General features: G+C 40.9%; 14 protein-coding genes and 1 pseudogene. 13 read left to right on the top strand and 2 right to left on the bottom strand.

Going from position 1 to position 17,333, the window contains the following annotated elements; all coding sequences use genetic code 11:
* Nucleotides 1-721 precede the first annotated feature (721 nt).
* Nucleotides 722-3,085, top strand: a complete 2,364-nt coding sequence (locus HU830_RS03645; protein ID WP_176942441.1) for an SdrD B-like domain-containing protein — start codon at nt 722-724, stop codon at nt 3,083-3,085.
* A gap of 232 nt (nt 3,086-3,317) precedes the next feature.
* Here the strand turns inward: HU830_RS03645 and HU830_RS03640 are convergent, their stop codons facing one another.
* The gene (locus tag HU830_RS03640) at nt 3,318-4,427 is read right to left on the bottom strand and encodes an SLC13 family permease (RefSeq protein WP_176942440.1); all 1,110 of its coding nucleotides are present in this window, start codon (nt 4,425-4,427) and stop codon (nt 3,318-3,320) included.
* Between the two features lie 206 nt (nt 4,428-4,633).
* On the opposite strand from HU830_RS03640, the gene alsS reads away from it, so the two are divergent.
* The 8 genes and pseudogenes from alsS (at nt 4,634) to HU830_RS09010 (ending at nt 11,500) form a co-directional block, all read left to right on the top strand.
* On the top strand, nt 4,634-6,313 hold the full coding sequence (gene alsS, locus HU830_RS03635) for an acetolactate synthase AlsS (RefSeq protein ID WP_176942439.1): 1,680 nt from the start codon (nt 4,634-4,636) through the stop codon (nt 6,311-6,313).
* 11 nt (nt 6,314-6,324) lie between these two features.
* Complete coding sequence (budA, locus tag HU830_RS03630; RefSeq protein WP_176942438.1) at nt 6,325-7,035, top strand: acetolactate decarboxylase; 711 nt, start codon at nt 6,325-6,327, stop codon at nt 7,033-7,035.
* A gap of 70 nt (nt 7,036-7,105) precedes the next feature.
* On the top strand, nt 7,106-7,654 hold the full coding sequence (locus HU830_RS03625; RefSeq protein WP_176942437.1) for a LemA family protein: 549 nt from the start codon (nt 7,106-7,108) through the stop codon (nt 7,652-7,654).
* 13 nt (nt 7,655-7,667) lie between these two features.
* On the top strand, nt 7,668-8,576 hold the full coding sequence (gene htpX / locus HU830_RS03620) for a zinc metalloprotease HtpX (RefSeq protein ID WP_176942436.1): 909 nt from the start codon (nt 7,668-7,670) through the stop codon (nt 8,574-8,576).
* Between the two features lie 78 nt (nt 8,577-8,654).
* On the top strand, nt 8,655-9,839 hold the full coding sequence (locus HU830_RS03615) for a NupC/NupG family nucleoside CNT transporter (RefSeq protein WP_176942435.1): 1,185 nt from the start codon (nt 8,655-8,657) through the stop codon (nt 9,837-9,839).
* A 516-nt stretch (nt 9,840-10,355) separates the two neighbouring features.
* Nucleotides 10,356-10,787, top strand: a pseudogene (locus HU830_RS08835) (family 1 glycosylhydrolase).
* Between the two features lie 70 nt (nt 10,788-10,857).
* A complete protein-coding gene (locus tag HU830_RS09015; RefSeq protein ID WP_176942433.1) occupies nt 10,858-11,226 on the top strand; it encodes a family 1 glycosylhydrolase in 369 nt (122 codons plus the stop codon).
* A gap of 28 nt (nt 11,227-11,254) precedes the next feature.
* A complete protein-coding gene (locus HU830_RS09010; RefSeq protein WP_176942432.1) occupies nt 11,255-11,500 on the top strand; it encodes a family 1 glycosylhydrolase in 246 nt (81 codons plus the stop codon).
* A gap of 607 nt (nt 11,501-12,107) precedes the next feature.
* On the opposite strand, the gene HU830_RS03590 is transcribed toward HU830_RS09010, so the two are convergent.
* On the bottom strand, nt 12,108-12,737 hold the full coding sequence (locus HU830_RS03590; protein WP_176942431.1) for an HAD family hydrolase: 630 nt from the start codon (nt 12,735-12,737) through the stop codon (nt 12,108-12,110).
* Between the two features lie 80 nt (nt 12,738-12,817).
* Between HU830_RS03590 and HU830_RS03585 the strand changes: the two genes are divergently transcribed.
* From HU830_RS03585 to HU830_RS03570, 4 genes are all read left to right on the top strand, one after another.
* Nucleotides 12,818-13,774, top strand: coding sequence for a GDSL-type esterase/lipase family protein (locus tag HU830_RS03585; RefSeq protein ID WP_176942430.1), 957 nt, complete (start codon nt 12,818-12,820; stop codon nt 13,772-13,774).
* 242 nt (nt 13,775-14,016) lie between these two features.
* Nucleotides 14,017-14,517, top strand: a complete 501-nt coding sequence (locus HU830_RS03580) for a PTS cellobiose transporter subunit IIC (RefSeq protein ID WP_176942429.1) — start codon at nt 14,017-14,019, stop codon at nt 14,515-14,517.
* A complete protein-coding gene (gene celB / locus HU830_RS03575) occupies nt 14,514-15,872 on the top strand; it encodes a PTS cellobiose transporter subunit IIC (protein ID WP_176942428.1) in 1,359 nt (452 codons plus the stop codon). Before HU830_RS03580 ends, celB begins: the two co-directional genes overlap by 4 nt.
* Before the next feature lie 21 nt (nt 15,873-15,893).
* The gene (locus HU830_RS03570) at nt 15,894-17,324 is read left to right on the top strand and encodes a 6-phospho-beta-glucosidase (RefSeq protein WP_176942427.1); all 1,431 of its coding nucleotides are present in this window, start codon (nt 15,894-15,896) and stop codon (nt 17,322-17,324) included.
* The last annotated feature ends 9 nt before the right edge of the window (nt 17,325-17,333 follow it).

Here is a 17,333-nt window from a genome sequence, read left to right as displayed (position 1 = left end):
TTTTATTTCCAACCGCTTTTAATTATAGTGGATTTGCAAGGTCAAACTAATAAAATTAGTTGAACAATTATTGAAATCAGTTTGGATTAGTTCAATAAAGACAATCGCAGCTTTATAAAATCTGATCTTGGTTTCTCTGCTGAAGATCAATCTTACTCGGCTAGGGCTTAAGTGGTCCAGCTGTTTTTTTATAATCCAGCCTAACCGTTATTCATTATTATTTGAATTATCTTAAATATGTGACAGATTCTAAATAGATTCATATCTGTAAATTATGTTCATTGTGAAAATTATAACTGATACGCTTAACCTACAATATCAAATTGCCCTTGAAATTTTTAGAGTCTATTTGGATTAGAATCGTAATCTACCAAAATAAAAATATCGATCAAATTAATACAATAAATGATTGTCAAGGTAAGAAAAAATCATATTAAAGACTGTTTTTTAGAGATTTTTAGTAAGTGGAAGATGGTATAATGAAAATTAATTAATAATTATGATTTGCTGGCTGGGGGAAGAAAGAATGTCAAGACAAGGATTAAACTTCAAAATAGTAAAAATAACATTGCTATTTTGGCTTATTTTTCTGGGGGAGGGGTGTAGTAACCTTACTCTAAGCCACGCAGCGACGCCGGTCTTAAAGGCTAAGCTGCCACTAAATCCCATTTCGAAGTTAGTGCGATCAGAAACTCAAGTTATTCAAGCGGGAGATTTCCGCTTGAATACTAGCTATTCGGCGACTGAGAAAGCGGTGAAGTTAGACTGGACTGATTTGAAAACCCAGTTAAGTGGGGGCTATCACTTACAGCGGGTGACTAGTCCAGATTTGACCAAGCCCGCGAGCCAGTGGGCTTGGCAAGATATTGCTTCCAAATATGGGCAGAAGATCAAAGTGTTGAATGTTTTTCCAGTCCCGATTCGTGGCGGGGGTGACCATTGGTCTCTAAGTGGAAATATGTTAAAGTCTTGGCTGCAAAAAACTAGTGAAGGACAAACTGTTGATAAAGGTTTGGTCCAAGTTGATGAAGCACCCTTAAATATCACCGGTGATAGTACTGCTGGTCCTGATCCTGATATTGATGCAGGAAAGAAGCCGGTTTATAATTCTACCAATCCCAGTTTCAATGATGATCCTGATCGTTATCTCAAAGATGCTCAAGGTAATTATCGTTACGATGCTTTGTACTTTGGCTCGCTAGATTGGAATAATCACCAAGACTTAAGTCGGCGAGCGCAAGCAGCAGTGGCTAAATTTGGCGATAGCGGTCGAGGATTAATTTTTGGACATGATACGATAATGGGAAATGAGGGACTGCGATTCCATCAAAATTTTGTCTCCTTTGCGGCTAAAACCGGTTTAACTGTTTATGGCGATGATTCACCGAATATTGTATCACTAGGAAATACGCAAGTTAAACTAACACCGGATATTTCAGGTGGGGGCTTAACCATTTATCCTTGGCGGCTGCAAGAAGATGCGATTTATAATATTTCCATGTGTCATACTTATGGTCAATATTATATGTATAACGGCGGTGGTCAACGCTGGATGACTTTTGCGGAACCGCCTACTTGGGGCGATAAAAAGTATCTCAAAGATGCTCAAGACAAGGTCATTGGGGATAATAATTTCTATTTGGTTACCAAAAATAATTATGCCATGATTCAAACTGGGCATACAACTCGGGAAGCGACTGTTGATGAAGCTAAACTTAACCTCAATGCCCTCTACTATGTTTCCCAATTATCCAAAGTCAATCACGGTCAAGATCCCTTAGCGGTCGACCAAGCCCAACCGAGTCAACCGGCCATTCAATTGGCGGGGAGTGCTCCTGACAATGTCACGGGAGATCAATTGACCTTAAAGCTGACAACGCAGGACTTGGGTTCAGATTATTATTACCGAGTCAATGCCGAAACCTGGCCAACTTATCAAACTTCCGACGTGGTGCGTCAAACCGTTACTAGTGGAATCAAAGGTTTTGTCTATTCTCTAGACAATAACCCCAATGGCACGCCTCCAATCCAAAAGGATGCTTATGGCCAAGTTACTAATGCGACAGCACCCAATGATACTACGGCTCCGGCACCATTGTGGCGGCTACAGTTGTCTCTCAATAAGTGGGATCATTTTCAACAATATTTGCACGTGGTCAGTGTTGATCAGGCCAATAATGTTTCGCAAGTTAAAACGGTTGCGCTGAAAGATTTCCTGAAAACGGATCTCCAATTAGCCGGTTATGCTTTTGCAGATGAAAATGGTAATGGTTTAGCCGAAGCGGAAGAAAAGCGCTTCTCTGGACTGCAACCCCGATTATATCGGGTCACAGATCAAGGCCAATTGGTTTTGGTCACCCACGACACTACCGGGGCGGCTTTGCCGACTGTGACAACTGATACCCACGGAAACTATTGTTTTCAAAATCTCCTCAGTGGTCGTTATCAAATCGGTTGGTCAAGCATCCCAGCAGGATATTTTCCAACTTTATTCCAACAGGCGACCACGAAGCAAAATAATTCGCAGTTAGCCTTACAAGCTCCGGTGACAGATCCGACTGGTCAAAAGGTGGCGGTGACCCGGACCATTGCGCTTGCCAGCAGCCAAACCCAGATTCATGCGGGCTGGGCGAACCAACAAAATTATCTACATTTACAAGTGCCGGATCTGAATTTCGGTAGTCATAGCTTGGACTACCGGCCCCACCAATACGCCACGACCGATCCGGGGACGATGAATCAGTTGCGGGTTTGGTACCAACAAAGTCCACAAACGCCGACACCTCCTTCCGGCTACCGAATAGCTTACCAAGTACAGGCCGAGTTGAGTCCTTTCCAAAAAGGTAGTCTGACTGATTCCGGTAGCAGCTTAAGTTTCACCCAAGGCCAACAAACCCAAACCTTAATGACCAATACGGCAACAACCTTGTGGCAAAAGCAATTAACACCGACTAATGGGGTGATTGCCCAAGATCAGCAACAATATGATCAAATTAAATTAGCGGTCCCCGTGGCGACTATGTTGAAGCTTGGTACGGGGCAATATCGAGCGACGATCACTTACACTTTGGTGCAAGGACCCTAAAGCAAGTTATTAGTTAAAGTCTGGGTAACCGCGAGTGCCTCATCAATGTAGATAACTAGGAAGAGTTTGTAGGAATGCGACTGAAGTGCTCCTAATGGTTAGATTTATGGCTAACTGTTAGGAGCACTTTGTAATTGCTGGAATAAATTGAAGAGTCTTATCGTCGTAACTTAAAACAGCACCCACCAACTATTTTGGTAGATGCTGCTTTAAGTTCTTATTGAACTAGACTTTAACAGAAATGAAGGATTACCAACCAGCTGGCGATCGCTGTAATTAGCAAGAGGATTAGATTCAAAATAATTGAATGGCTCAAATATTTTCCCGGCTGACGTTGAGCGGAAAAAGTCATGTATTGTTTATAAGCCAGAAGATTGCACATTGAAGCCACAGTAGTTCCCAATCCCCCGACGTTCGAACCGAAGAATAATTCGGGAATGTTCGAGGTAAACTTAGCAATAAGAATTGTGGAAGGAACATTGCTGATGAACTGGCTTAAAAAGATAGAAGTTAAAAAGGTAGAAAGTTTAGTATGGACGAAAAAGCGAATTAGATGAGCGATTCCCTCGAAACGGCTAATATTGCCAACCGCAATAAAGAAGCAGACAAAGACTAGAATGGTTGCGTAATCAACCCGAAATAAAATTCGATAGTCTAAAACGAGCGCGGCGGCGACAGCGACCAGTCCGGCAATCCAAATGGGGATAACCTTGAAAATGCCCAAAAAAATAACCCCGGTAACAAGTAATGCGATTAGTAACGGAAGGGGGTTTAAGGGGGAAGGACTGATATCTACTTTAATAGAATGTTTAGGATTTAAAAGTAAAGTGGTAGCGCTTAAGATTACTAAACCCACAACTAAGTAGGCCAGAGACATTTTGAAAAAGGTCGCCAAGTCTAAATTATAATGGGATAACAAAAATAAATTATGGGTATTACCAAAAGGAGTTACCGCACTCCCAAGATTAGCAGCGACTGTGATTAGGATCACACCGAGAATTTGATTAGTATTTCGATTTTTGTCAGCTTGGAAAAAAATCGGAATCATGATTAAAACTGTGACATCATTAGTTAGGAACATAGCGCCAACAAAAGCTAACAAGGTGAACGTTAACATTAGTTGACGGGTGTTGGTGACTCGGGTAGTAACACTTTTTGAGAGATACTGAAGTAAACCCAGATGTTCAAAAATCTGCACCAAGATCATCATCGAAAGCAGAGAATAAATGGTGTGAAAATTGATATCATCAACCCGAGGAGTACTGACAAGAGTTGTAAGAAGTGCCGCGGCCGTAGCAATCCACAACATCTTATCCGCAAAAATATTTTTGATAATTGCCATTAAATAACCCTCTTAAATGAAAATATTTCTATGGATAAAACACCGTAACTATTATACGTTAATTATCCCATATAATGAAGACTTAGTTTCTAATCTTCTTGTGAAATTACGAATAATTGACATTGTCTACCGAATTAACTATGCTGGATTATGTTAAATTTCCGTCATTGAACGAAGATTCAATAATTTCACAAAGGAAGATTAAAATGACTCAACAAACAGGGGCCAAAGCCCTCCTCGAAACAATGATGAATTATGGAGTCCAATATGTATTTGGGATTCCCGGTGCCAAAGTTGACTTACTCTTTGAAGAAATGGAGCAAAGTCAAGATCCGCGGGTACCAAAATTAATCGTCGCTCGACATGAACAAAACGCCGCTTTTATGGCCGGAGCAGTCGGTCGTTTAACTGGCAAACCCGGGGTGGTTGTTGTAACTTCGGGACCCGGAGTAGCTAATTTAGCTACCGGCTTAGTAACTGCAACTTCCGAAGGCGATCCTGTAATTGCCCTCGGAGGACAAGTCCAAAGAGATGACTTATCTCGTTTGACGCACCAAAGTATTCCTAATCAAGGAATCCTAGCTCCAGTTACGAAGCAAAGTATTGAAGTTGAAGATCCTAATAACTTATCCGAAGCCTTCGCTAACGCTTACCAAACTGCTGTGAGTGCTAAAAGTGGGGCCGTTTTTATTTCTTTACCGCAAGATGTGGTTAATGGTTCAACGATTCGACCAGTAATGCAACATAACTTAGCTGTTGCTCAAGGGGTTCCGGCTAAGGAACGTTTGCAACAATTTGCTGATCGGATTCATCAAGCTAAATTGCCCGTGATTTTGGCGGGAATGCGAGCTTCTGATGAACCAACCACAAGTGCTTTACGGACCTTTTTGAAAAAAGTTCCTGTCCCAGTCGTGGAAACTTTCCAAGGAGCAGGAGTTATTTCCCACGAATTAGAACAACTTTACTTTGGTCGGGTAGGTTTGTTCCGCAACCAAACAGGGGATATCTTGTTGAAGCGGTCAGATCTCGTAATTACAATTGGTTATGATCCAATTGAATATGAAGCTCGGAATTGGAATAAAAATCGCGCAGGAGCCATTATTAATCTCGATAGTGTTGCTCCCGAGTTGAGCCAAGATTATCAACCAGATATGGTCTTACAAGGTGATTTAGCTGATACTTTAACTGAATTAACTGATTTATTTAGCGAACAATATACGATGAAAGATAGCACAAAAGAAAAATTAGCGGCAATTAAAGCCGAATTTGATCAAAGTGATCTTCCACCGCATGCTAGCTCCGAGAAGCGGGCTGAAGTTCATCCTTTAGCTGTCGTGCAAGCTTTACAAAAGCACGTTGATGACTCGATGTATGTTACGGTTGATGTTGGGAGTCATTATATCTGGATGGCGCGCCACTTCCGTAGTTATGAACCCCGTCATTTACTCTTTAGTAACGGAATGCAGACTTTGGGCGTTGCTTTACCTTGGGCAATTAGTGCGTCCTTATTACACCCGGATCACCAAATCGTTTCGGTTGCCGGTGATGGTGGCTTCTTGTTCTCAGGACAAGAGTTAGAAACGGCAGTTCGTTTGCAAGCTAACATTGTCCAACTAGTTTGGGTGGATGGCTACTACGATATGGTTCGTTTCCAAGAACAATCTAAGTATGGTCATGAAGCAGGAGTTGCTTTTGGTCCGGTTGATTTTGTCAAATATGCGGAGAGTTTTGGTGCTCATGGTCTGCGAGTTGACCAAGATCATGATCTAGATAGTATTTTGGATCAAGCTTTCCAAACTGCGGGTCCAGTGATCGTGGAAATCCCAGTTGATTACTCGCACAACCATGAATTGAATGAAAACTTATTAACGGATCAATTTAATTAAGAGGTGGTTTGATGACTAGCGTTTTATATCAACACGGAACTTTAGCTTTGTTAGTTCCTGGTTTGTTAAAGGGAACAATGACCATGGGAGAGTTATTAGAACATGGTGATTACGGAATTGGAACCGGTGAAGGATTAGACGGTGAATTAATTATTTTGGCGGGAAAAGCCTATCAGGTTAATGGTGCTGGTCAAGTTAAGTTATTGTCCCCAGATTTCACAGTTCCCTTTGCTTCAGTTCATCAAGGTGACTACCAAGTTTTAGCCACTTATCAGGATTTAGCGGCCGCTGATTTTTATCAAAAAGTAACGACGGCGCTAGCGAGCCCTAATGTATTTTATTCGCTTAAAGTTCAAGGAACTTTTCGGAAGATGAAGACTCGGGCAGTAGATAAAACCCAACCGCCTTACGCTACTTTAGTGGAAGCTTCCGAAAAGCAAAGTATTTTTGAAGGCGAAAATATTGCGGGAACTTTGATTAGTTATTATTCGCCCGAACTTTTCCATGGAGCTGCTGTTGCTGGCTACCACAGTCATTTCCTGGCTGCTGACCATTCCATGGGTGGTCACATCTTAGATTTTGAATTAGCAACGGGTCAAGTTGAAGTCCAAGTCTTTGATACCTTGGAACAGCATTTCCCCATCACAGATGCTGATTATATGAGCCATGATTTTGGAGAGGATGAAATTGGAAACTCAATTTCAACTGCGGAAGCGGAGTAATTGCCACCTTTTCGATTACTTGAAGCCTTTTATATGGTAAGATGATGGAAAATCATTAAAGGAGCGGTTTATGTTAATTGCAATTATTGTAGTTGTCGTTTTAGTTTTAGCTGTAATTTATGCCGTTTTGTACAATGGCTTAGTTCGCAGCCGAAATCAGGCCCAAGAATTTGAAAGTCAGATTTCTGTCCAGTTAAAACGGCGGACAGACTTAATTCCCAATTTGGTTTCGACGGTTAAAGGCTATGCTCAACATGAGAAATCAACTTTAGAGGAAGTTGTAAAATTACGAAACTCAGTGGTTAGTGCGGACTCGTTACAAGATAAAGTGACCGCCGATGGTCAATTGAGTGGTGTCTTACGGCAAGTTTTTGCATTGGCAGAAAGTTATCCTGATTTAAAGGCTAATCAAGAATTTGGCAAATTAATGGAAGAACTAACCAACACGGAAAATAAGGTTGCTTATTCGCGTCAGGCTTATAATAGTGCAGTTCAGTACTATAATACAGGAACCCAGACTTTTCCTCGTAATTTGGTCGCTAACTTGCATCACTTCCAAAAGATGGATTACTTGACGATTCCTGAAGCAGAGACTAAAGTTCCCGAAGTGAAATTTTAAGAGGTAATCCAGCATGCTATATCAACAGATTGCGCGTAACAAAAGAAAAACGTATCTAGTTTTTGCTGTTTTCTTTGCCTTGTTAGGAACTATCGGTGGCGTTATTGGTCAGTTATGGTTTCAAAGTGCTATTTCTGGGGTTGTGATGGCGCTAGTGATTACAATTTTTTATGCTTTAGGGACTTATTTTCAATCCACCAGTCTGGTAATGCAAATGAATCATGCTCAGGCAATTAAATCTTCTGATCAGGCGCCACAACTTTGGCATATTGTGGAAGATTTATCTTTGGTTGCCCACGTTCCTCAACCGGATTTATATATCATTGATGATCCCAGTCCCAATGCTTTTGCTACGGGCCGTGATCCGGAGCATGCGGCGGTTGCGGTGACCAGTGGCTTGTATGAAATGATGGATCGCTCAGAGTTGGAAGGTGTCTTGGGACATGAATTGTCGCATATTCGCAACTATGATATTCGAGTTTCGACAATTGCGCTAGCTTTATCTTCGGCTATTGTCTTTATTTCCTCGATGCTCGGAAATATGGCGCGTTGGGGTTGGCTTTTTGGTGGCGACCGGAATGATCGCGATGGTGATCGGAATGGTGTCTTACAATTAGTTTTGTTTATTGTTGGTTTATTATTTTCAATTTTAGGACCAATTATTGCCACGATCGTTCAGCTCGCAATTTCGCGAAATCGCGAGTATCTTGCTGATGCTTCCAGTGTGGAGTTAACGCGGAATCCTCAAGGATTAATTGATGCTTTGCAGAAGTTAATGACTTTTGAGCAACCGATGAAGAATGTTGATGAGGCTAGTGCGGCTTTATATATTTCTGATCCTTTAAAAAAGCGATCGGGGGCCCATCTTTTTGATACCCATCCACCTTTAGCCGATCGGATTGCTCGCTTAGAAAAGATGTAACCGGAAAATCAGCTGTCAACTACGGCTGATTTTTTGTTGTGAGAACTTGTTTAAAAAGATTGAGGAGTAAATGAAGAGATGAGATTTGTTTTTTTGATAACTGGATTAGCGCTAGTTTTTGCCATCAGTTGGTTAGTAAGTTATGATCGGCACCATATCAAGTATCGCCGAATTGCCATCTTATTAGTAATGCAATTTGTGATTTCCTTTTTGTGTCTGCATACTGCCGGAGGAATTCAGATTATGGCCCAAATTTCCACCTTCTTTAGTTGGTTGATGGATCAAGCCGCTGCCGGAGTAAGTTTTGTGTTTGGCAACATTGTGATTAAGCCCGGCCAAACGGTCTTCTTCTTTAATGTTTTAATGCCGATTGTTTTCATTGCCGCTTTGATCGGGATATTGAATTATTTGAAAATTCTTCCTTTTGTGGTCAAATGGGCTGGCCGAGGTCTGAATAAAATTGTCGGGATGGGAGAATTGGAAAGTTACTTTGCGGTTTCCACAGTTTTCTTAGGGATGCCTGAAGTCTTCATTACGATTAAAGATCAGCTTACCAAATTAGATCAAAAAAGATTATATACGATTTGTGCTTCGGCAATGAGTGCTGTTTCTGCTTCGCTTTTGGCTTCCTATATGAAAATGATTCCCGGAAAGTTTGTTCTCGTAGCAGTCTTTTTGAATATTCTTTCCGCTCTGATTATTTCTTGTATTATTAATCCTTATGATTTGAGCGCTGCCGATAATCAGGCTGTAACGCCAACTGCTTCCGAAGAAGATTCTTTTTTCCAGATGTTAGGAAATTACATCATGGATGGTTTTAATATTGCGATTACCGTAGGAGCCATGGTGCTTGGTTTTGTCGCTTTAATTGCTTTCTTGAATAACTGTTTGACGGCCTTAATTCATATTTCATTTACCGAAATCATTGGTTACGTCTTTGCGCCGGTTGCTTGGTTGATGGGAGTTCCGCAAAAAGATATCGTTCAAGCCGGAAGTTTGATGGCCACGAAATTATTCACCAATGAATTTGTCGCTATGGCTGATTTACAAGCAGCTCATGGCTTAACGGCCAAGACTACGGCGATTATTTCTACCTACTTGGTTTCTTTTGCGAACTTTGGTTCGATTGGAATTATTACCGGTTCAATGAAGTCAATTGGGGAAAAGCAGGGAGCAATCGTTGCTAAATTTACAATGAAGCTCTTGTTGGGGGCAACCTTGGCTTCAGTAATTACTTCCACAATTGTGGGTGTTTTCTATTAAAAAAGATGATGATCCCCAAAATAAAAGACTGCGAAAGTGAAATCTACTTTCGAAGCCTCTTTTATACAATAGTTAGAAAGCAGTTCAAATAATGTAAAATGGGGGCTAGTATCGAAATGATTTAGTTACTGAGGGATATTATTGAAAGTTAGTTTTGCTCTCGTTTACTTATTTAAAACATGGTAAATGAGGACAAGCAGATTATCTTTGTGGACCAAAAAAACTGGTATTGATCGGGTGTATCAATACCAGAAAGTTGGAACTAATTTTCTTCCAACCGAATGGAAGCTCAAGTTTTTTGGTGTCTGAAGAAATTGTTCAATTGTTTATTTTTACTCTTCTTGTCTGATAATCATTTGATACGGTTTGGAGAGGTGTTGTAGGTAGGACGTGACCTTTGCTGGTGGCACTGCTGAGAAGTCGAGAATTTTTCATGAACATGCCCAAGATAATGTCTATTTTCCATCCCACAAGACAAGTGCTGGTTACGAACATATTGATGAAGACATTAAATTAATGGCAGAAATGGATTTTAAGATGTATTGGCTTTCAATCGCATGGACTCGCATCTTTCTCAATGGAGATGAAACCCAACCAAATCAGGCTGGACTGGATTATTACCGCCATGTGTTTGAATTCTGTCGAAAGTATGATATTGAACCTCTTGTAACAATATCACATTACGAAATTCCATATTATCTAAGCAAATAGTACGGTGGCTGGGCCAGTCATCAGACGATTGATTTTTATCTCAATTATACGAGAACGCTTTTCAGTGAATATAAGGGACTTGTGAAATACTGGATAACATTTAACGAAAACAATATTCCTTTAATGTTGGCCAACGATATGTCTTTGGGAAAGAAAATGAAAGACGGCCAGGAGATTATGTTGCCGGAACAAACTGATTCGGAGCTCCAGAATACATTGACTAGCCTTCATCATTAGTTGGGTGCAAGTGCCAAAGCAGTCCAGCAGGGACATCACATTGATACCCAGTTTCAAATTGGCTGCATGATTGCGGGCCAGGTATACTATCCTCTTACTTAGTGACCCGAAGGATATTTTAGCTGCCCAGAAAATCACCAATTTGCGTAATTACTACTGTGGGGATGTACAAGTGCGTGGAGCATATCCAGTGTTCGCGAAACGGTACTGGGGTGAACATAATATTCACTTAGATATTACTGATGAGGATTGGGATAAGTTAAAGAAAGGAACCGTGGATTTTTATTCCTTTAGTTACTACAGTTTATCTGCAGAAACTGCTGATCCAACAAAACGAGTTTCAACAGGTAATTTGAGTTTTGGTGTAAAGAACCCTTACCTTAAATATAGCGAATGGGGAGTTGGTCGACTGATCCGGATGGACTACGCTGGTATCTGAATGATTTAGCAGGACGGTAGGAGAGGTTGTGGGGAACGGACTCGGTGCCCGCGATGAAGTAACATCTGACAGGAAGATTAATGATGATTATCAAATTTCATATTTGGCTGAGCATATTGAAGCAATGGTCAAAGCAATTAAAGATGGTGTAAATCTGTTAGCTTACACTTCTTGGGGTTGGATCGATCTTGTGTCGGCCGGTACCGGTCAGATTGCCAAACGATATGGATATGTATATGTGAATCGTAACGATCAAGGCAATGGAGATTTTTAGCGAATTCCCAAAAAGAGTTTTTATTGGTACAAGCGGGTTACTGCGACTAATGGAGAAGATTTATCACACGAAGTTGATTATTAATTTAAAAAATATAGAAATTTTTAGCGACAACTTATTGTCAGGCTTTGTTCTTCATCAAGCTTTTACTTGGGAGGATAAAAAAGCCTGAACGTGAAAAACTAATTCTATAAAGGCTGGAAAAAGTGGCTGCACATTTAATAAATTTGCATAAATGTATTTTATAGGATAGACAAGTCTATTTAAGTCAAAATAATCTAAAGGAGCATCATGAACTGTCCTATAATTGTTAGATAAATAAACTAATGATTGTTGGGTATTTTTACGATTAAATGGGCAACCAAGAACTAATTTAAATTATACATATAAATCAGATCACCAAAAAGTGAACAGGCGTACTCATTTAACCAAGCACTGGCTGATCTAATCTTTTGCGACGTGGTAGTCATGTCTTAGGTAATTACTAAATCTTCCGTTCTATTTTTACTGCTTATGATAACATTATTTGAATTATTTCCTAATTATTATAAATAAAAAAAGATTGATGATTTTTCATCAATCTAGATGTATTTAAATGCAATAGAACTTAATTTAAAGTCGCTAAAATTTCTTGGGGAGTTTGAAATTGATATTCAGCCTCCGTAAAATCTTGGCTGGAGTTGGCTCCCCAAGTTGCCAGCCCAAAAGCAACATCAGCGTGATGGGCGCTCCCGATATCGGTTGCCGCATCGCCAACAAAGAGAGTTTCTTCAGGGCGAGCTTCTAGTAATTCTAAGGCCTTGAGGGTCGGTTCGGCAGCTGGTTTAGGATGGGAGACTTGATCAGCGGTGACAAAGTGGTGAAAGTAGGGACTAATCGAAGTTTGGAGAAAAATATCTTCTAATTCATCTCGAGTTTCGGAAGTCACCACGGCCATCGGCACTTGCCGGTGATTCAATTCAGCTAGTAAGAATTTAATTCCAGGGAAGGGTTTAACTTCATCGGTGAATTCAAAGGCATTGCTGGTAACTTTTTGGGCCATTGAAGTATATTCTGATTCAGGAATTTGATATTTTTTAAAAACTTGGTCAGCAGTACTGGAAAAGGCAAATTCCAATTCAGCGATTGTTTGTTTGATGTTATATTCTTCTAAAAGCGTCTTTTGAAGAGCAGCTAATCCGGCTTCTTTAGTGTCTAATAAAGTCCCATCAATATCAAAAATAATATTTTTCACCATAAGATCATCCTCTACAAACTAGTTAATTGTTATAATGGTAACATGGAATTTGAAGCTGAAACAAGAAGGAGTCTTAAAAAATGAACTTGAAACAAGTTGATGCGAATTGTGACTTTCCGGTCCACTTAAGTGGTCGTTGGGCCCAAACTGAACATGGAGCTTATACGACTAATTTAGGCGCTCAACTTTGGACGCAGATTGAACAGAGTTCTCAGGTAACTTTTAATTTTTCTAGTGCTGCCAATAATGCTGGGGTCTGGCTAGCTTATCAAGTGGACGATCAGCCCATGCAGCGCTGTGACTTAACGCAGATGCCGTTAACTTTGACTTTTGAATCGGACAAAACTCATTTAGTGCAGATCTTTTATAGTGGAAATACGATCCAAGATAATGTTTGGAAGCGTCATGAAGGTCTCTACTTTGATGGTTTAACTTTAGATCCTCAAGGGAAAGCTCAGCCAGTCCAACCAGATGGACCAGCCTTAACTTTTATTGGCGATTCGATTACTGCTGGTTCTTGGCTGCACGGAAAGACAGCCGGACGTGATTATTGTGCGGAAAATAATTATGCGGCTCAAATTGCGCGCCGGTTGAATTGTGAGGATCTGCGAATTGCCTATCCGGGAGCGGGAATTGTTCAGCCAGGGACTGGTGGAGTACCGGTAGCCGGTCAATTTTTCCAAGAGGTGGCGGCAGGGTATCCTTGGAAGCCGCAAGTTAGCGCAGCGGTGATTATTAATTTGGGAACCACGGATAAGAAGGTCAATGAATTAGAGTTTCGGGCACAATGGGAACATTTTCTGCAACAGATTCGCTTAGCTTATCCAAAAACGCCGCTGATTGTTTTAGTTCCCTTTAGTCAGCGACATGCCGCCGTCATTCGGGAAGAGGCAGCAGAGTATCCGCAAACCCAAATTATTGAAACGGCTGCTTGGCCGATCTCTTATACGGATGGTTTACACCCCGATGCTGCCGGGACAAAAGTAATTGTTGAGCGTCTATTGCCACTCGTCCAAGAAATTTTTGCTGGAAAGTAATTCCTCAATTTAAATAAGATTTAACTATCTTTTAGGTAGCTGATAACCGATTCTAAGCGGAAATCAGTTGCCTATTTTTATGCAAAAAATTCGATCATGATCATAAAGAAGTTTTATTTTTTTAGAAGGTGTCTGCTCAAAAGATTGAATCGCTTTCATTTTGTGCTATACTGAAATTGTTTTCAGAAGTCATTCGAATGAATTTTTAAGAATTCCTAATTAGGAAATGAGGGGAAGACAGGATGCAAGCACAATCTAAATTGACAGCCAGAACTTGGCAAAGACAAGGATTGGCTTTTTCACGTTTTTGGGTGGTTCGTTATGGAACCGCAGGCTTTTTCTTCACTAACTTGTACTGGGCCTTTTTGAGTTTGACTTCGAAGACTGGGATATTGCCCTGGAGCTTAGTTTTCGTTGATTTAATCATGATTGTTGAACAAACAAAAAAATATTGGCAACCCAGTTCTACTTTGCCGAAAACCCGTTGGGGCTATCGGCTACAATTAGTTTCTAATTTAATCTTGTTGTTAGGCAGTAATTATTCTTGGAGCCAGCAGTTTGTGCCTTTTTTCTCAACCCCAGCGCAAAGTTTGTGGAAATTGTTATTAATCGGTGGCAGTATCAGCTGTTTTCTTTTGTTAATTCACATTCACAGAATTGAGCGGAAACAAGATGCCTATTATCAAAGGATGCAAGATCTAATAGCTAAGTCTAATTTTGAAAGTAAGGAGGACAGATCATGAATAATCAAGATAGTAAAATGTTTCAATTCTTGAGTAAACATTTGATGCGACCAATGGGAAAATTAGCCCAGTTGCGAATTGTGCGAGCCGTAATGGCGGCGGGGATGGCTTCAATTCCCTTTACGATTGTCGGATCGATGTTTTTAATTATTAGTGTGATCCCCCAAAGTTTTCCAGTTCTCAAAGGCCTTTGGGCAACCTCTTTTGATCGTTTGACTCCGTTATATATGTTGGCAAATACAGCGACAATGGGAATTTTGGCTTTATATTTTGGCTTAGTTTTCGGTTATGAATATACGCGGATTCAAGCTCAAGAAGAAAAGATAGATTTGAATCCCCTTAATGGAGCTTTGTTATCGCTCTTAGCCTTCTTTATGTGTGTTCCTGAATTAGTTTTTAAAAATGGGGCGATGACCTTAGTTAACCAAAATGCTCAGGGATTAAAAATTCTCGATGGTTGGGAAATGAACAATGGTGTGACTCGCCTAGGAACAACGGGGATTTTTACCGCCATTATCATGGCAATCTTAGCTGTCAAAATCTATGCTTTTTGTGTGCAGCACCACTTTACAATTAAATTACCCGAAACAGTTCCCGCGGGAGTTTCCAATTCTTTTACGGCTTTGATTCCCACTGCCTTAATTGCCTTAGTGGTGATTATCATCAACGGAGTTTTAGTTAGCTGTCAAACTGATATCTTCAAGATTATTTCTTATCCCTTCAGTTTTGTAACGCAGCTCACGAATACTTGGTTGGGATTATTAGTTGTTTACTTTATCATGCATGCGCTTTGGATTGTCGGGATTCATGGGGCAACAATTGTGACTTCTTTTTTAACCCCGATCGTTTTAGCCAATATGGCTACTAATCAGCATGGAGGCAATATACCCTTAGCTGGTGAATTTAATAATTGTTTTGTCACCATTGGTGGTTCGGGAGCAACTTTAGGAATGGTAATTTTTATTGCCTTTTTTGCTAAATCAGTTCAATTGAAAACAATTGGCAAAGCTTCGGTGGTTCCAGCTTTCTTCAATATCAACGAACCGATCCTCTTCGGATTACCGATTGTCTATAATCCCTATACCGCAGTTCCCTTTTTCTTAGCCCCGATGGCTTCAATGTCTTTGGCCTACTTTGCAATCAAGTGGCACTTGGTCAATCCCCCGATTGCGCAGGTCGCTTGGCCGACGCCCGTGGGCCTTTCCGGTTTCTTAGGGGCTGGAGGAGATTGGCGAGCCGCTGTTTTAGCTCTAGTTTGTGCCGGAGCCGCTTTTATAATTTGGCTACCGTTTATTAAGTTTTATGATCAAAAGTTAGTTCATGATGAAAAAGCTAGCGCGGCAAGCGCAGCTTAAATTTAGAGGAGGAAGTAGATTATGACGACATTTCCGAAAGATTTCTTATGGGGGGGAGCAGTTGCTGCCCATCAATTAGAAGGAGCCTGGCAGGCTGAAGGCAAGGGAGTTAGCTTGGCCGACGTGATGACAGCGGGAAGCAATCAAACTCCCCGCAAGATTACGGCTGGAGTGCAAGCTGGGGAAAACTATCCGAATCATACCGGAATCGACTTTTACCATCACTATAAGGAAGATATCAAACTGTTTGCGGAATTAGGTTTAAAGTGTTTTCGGACGAGTATTGCTTGGACTAGGATTTTTCCTCAAGGTGATGAAGCCAAGCCCAATGAAGCTGGTTTGAAATTTTACGACGATCTATTTGCGGAATTATTGAAGTATGATATTCAGCCAGTGGTTACTTTATCTCACTTTGAGATGCCTTATCATCTGGTGACTGAATATGGTGGTTGGCGCAATCGGAAGTTAATTGATTTCTTTACCAAATTTGCACGGGTGGTTTTCCAACGTTATCGCCAGCAAGTTAAATATTGGATGACTTTTAATGAAATCAACAATCAGGCGCAATTAGATGATTGGTTTTTGTTCACTAATTCGGGTTTGCAGGTTCAACCGGGGGAAGATGCGGCGGAGTTAATGTATCAAGCAGGCCACTACGAATTGGTCGCTAGTGCCTTGGCAGTTCAAATTGGTCACCAAATTAATCCCGATTTTCAAATCGGGGGGATGTTTGCGATGGGTCCCAGTTATCCGGCCAGCCCTGATCCGCGGGATGTGATGAAAGCAGAAAGAACCATGCAAGCCAACTACTGGTTCACTGATGTTCAATGTAAGGGGAAGTATCCGGCTTGGTTAAAGCAATACTGGAACCGCCAAAATTATCAGTTGGATATTACTTTAGAAGATGAAGATGTTTTGAAGGCAGGAACCGTCGACTATATTGGCTTTTCTTACTATGCTTCGCATGTGGTTCAAGCGACAGACGCTGAAGCCGATGATTTCATGACCCAAGCTAGTGATACCCAAGTTACTAATCCGACTCTGCAGGCTTCTGCTTGGGGTTGGTTGATTGATCCGGTTGGTTTACGTTATGCTTTAAATTGGTTCACCGATCGCTACGATTTGCCTTTATTTATTGTAGAAAATGGTTTGGGAGCGGTGGATAAGTTTGCAAAGGGTCAGATCCATGATCCTTATCGAATTGCTTACTTGCGTGATCATATTCAACAGATGGCTTTAGCGATTGCCGTGGATGGCGTCAACTTAATCGGCTATACTCCTTGGGGAATTATTGATTTAGTTTCCGCCGGAACCGGTGAAATGTCCAAACGCTATGGGGTAATTTATGTTGATAAAGATGATCAAGGTCAGGGGACTTTAAAGCGTTGGAAGAAAGATTCGTTCACTTGGTTCCAACACGTAATTGCTACTAATGGCCAAGATTTGACTTAGAGGAATTGA

This window comes from Bombilactobacillus apium (genome assembly GCF_013385145.1).
GTDB lineage: Bacteria > Bacillota > Bacilli > Lactobacillales > Lactobacillaceae > Bombilactobacillus > Bombilactobacillus apium.
The sequence above is the reverse complement of the archived record's forward strand: the minus strand, read 5'-3'. Positions and strand labels throughout refer to the sequence as shown.

What these genes read in the sequence shown, in the direction of transcription:
- HU830_RS03615 (WP_176942435.1), top strand. Translation starts at nt 8,655, where the DNA reads ATGAGATTTGTTTTTTTGATAACTGGATTAGCGCTAGTTTTTGCCATC.
- HU830_RS03585 (WP_176942430.1), top strand. Translation starts at nt 12,818, where the DNA reads ATGAACTTGAAACAAGTTGATGCGAATTGTGACTTTCCGGTCCACTTA.
- HU830_RS03570 (WP_176942427.1), top strand. Translation starts at nt 15,894, where the DNA reads ATGACGACATTTCCGAAAGATTTCTTATGGGGGGGAGCAGTTGCTGCC.
- celB (WP_176942428.1), top strand. Translation starts at nt 14,514, where the DNA reads ATGAATAATCAAGATAGTAAAATGTTTCAATTCTTGAGTAAACATTTG.
- HU830_RS03580 (WP_176942429.1), top strand. Translation starts at nt 14,017, where the DNA reads ATGCAAGCACAATCTAAATTGACAGCCAGAACTTGGCAAAGACAAGGA.
- htpX (WP_176942436.1), top strand. Translation starts at nt 7,668, where the DNA reads ATGCTATATCAACAGATTGCGCGTAACAAAAGAAAAACGTATCTAGTT.
- budA (WP_176942438.1), top strand. Translation starts at nt 6,325, where the DNA reads ATGACTAGCGTTTTATATCAACACGGAACTTTAGCTTTGTTAGTTCCT.
- HU830_RS03625 (WP_176942437.1), top strand. Translation starts at nt 7,106, where the DNA reads ATGTTAATTGCAATTATTGTAGTTGTCGTTTTAGTTTTAGCTGTAATT.
- alsS (WP_176942439.1), top strand. Translation starts at nt 4,634, where the DNA reads ATGACTCAACAAACAGGGGCCAAAGCCCTCCTCGAAACAATGATGAAT.
- HU830_RS03590 (WP_176942431.1), bottom strand. Translation starts at nt 12,737, where the DNA reads ATGGTGAAAAATATTATTTTTGATATTGATGGGACTTTATTAGACACT.
- HU830_RS03640 (WP_176942440.1), bottom strand. Translation starts at nt 4,427, where the DNA reads ATGGCAATTATCAAAAATATTTTTGCGGATAAGATGTTGTGGATTGCT.